Here is a 1,341-nt window from a genome sequence, read left to right as displayed (position 1 = left end):
GCGCGAAATTCCAGTCGACCTCGCCGACCAGATGGTTTGTCGAATCCTGGAGCGCGGTGCCGAACGCGGCCAGCAATTGCGCGTTGGTCAGGGGTATCGAACCGCCGCCCGAACGGATCGCGGTGACGGTGGTCGAGACGGAATGCGCGTCGGCGAGATCGATATCGGCGAACAACAGGCTGTCATGCGCGGTGAGATTGCCGCTCGGATCGACATTGTGATCCTCGACGAGCGCGGCCGATTCCGGACACGACAGGAACACCGGCTTGTCATTGGTGCCGACCACGTTGACCATGACGGTCTGCGTCGAGACGCCGCCGGCGTGGTCGTCGAGCTGCACCGTGTAGGTGATGTCGAGATGCTGGCCCGCCGCGAGATAGTCGAAGGCGAGATCGGGCGCCAAGAACGTGGTGTTGATGGTGCCGGTAGCGGAGCCGGACGTCTTGACGACGTTGTCGACGTGAAAGAACGTCATCAGCTCGGCGTTGCCGAGCGGGCCCGGCAGCAGGCCTGCGGTCGCGCCGGAAGCGGATACGCCGATCACCGTCGCGGTGTGGCCGGTGTTGGTGAGATCGTCGTCGGTGAAGTTGAGCGCGACGTGAACCGTGTCGGGCGAGAGCGACAAGGTCTGGTTGGCCTGTTCGGTCACGGTCGCCGCCGTCGTCATGTTGATCACCGGCTTGTCGTCGGTGCCGGTCACCGTGATCTTGACGGTCTGGATCGCGTAGCCGCCGTGGTTGTCGGAGACCTTGATGTCGTAGGTCAGCACCAGGGTCTGGTTCTTGGCGAGGAAATCGAAATCCTGGTCCTGGTCGCTGAAATTCCATTTGAGCTGGCCCGAGCCGTTCGTATCGCTCAGGATCTGCGATTGCATCGCGGTCTGGAAATGCGCAAGCGACGCGGCGGGGATGATCGTTCCGCTGGACAGCACCGCGGAATGCAGCGTCGCGGTCGTCGTATGGGTGTCGGTCTTGTCGCTGTCCTTGAAGCTCATCGTCCCGGACAGCGTGTGCAATGCGGTTGAATCGTCGGTGTTGGCGAATTCGGTGAAGCTGCCCGTTGCGGATGACGAGGTGAAAACCGGCGTATGATTGGTCATGGAAAAATCCCTGCCTGCGTTGCCATGGAGGCGCCACCGCACGAAGACGCGGCGACGCGACTAATCGGTCCGAGAGATCAGACGTGACTCAACGTTCCTGACTTAAGAGTCTTGGCTTAAGAGCTTTGGCTTGTTCGCGAGGCCGTGCCTGGCGTCGGGATGGTGAGCAGCAATGAATTCTGGCGCGGTTCGCGTCGTCGAAACTACGTCGCTACTTTTTCAGTTCAATTTCAGTTCAATGA

At 61.0% G+C, this 1,341-nt stretch carries 1 protein-coding gene; it reads right to left on the bottom strand.

Going from position 1 to position 1,341, the window contains the following annotated elements; genetic code table 11:
- Window positions 1-1,099: VCBS domain-containing protein (locus tag ACXJL8_RS41255; protein WP_456687059.1), on the bottom strand; the 1,099-nt coding region annotated here is incomplete at its 3' end.
- Window positions 1,100-1,341: the final 242 nt, after the last annotated feature.

It is taken from the genome of Bradyrhizobium sp. P5_C11_2, assembly GCF_054049755.1.
The sequence above is the reverse complement of the archived record's forward strand: the minus strand, read 5'-3'. Positions and strand labels throughout refer to the sequence as shown.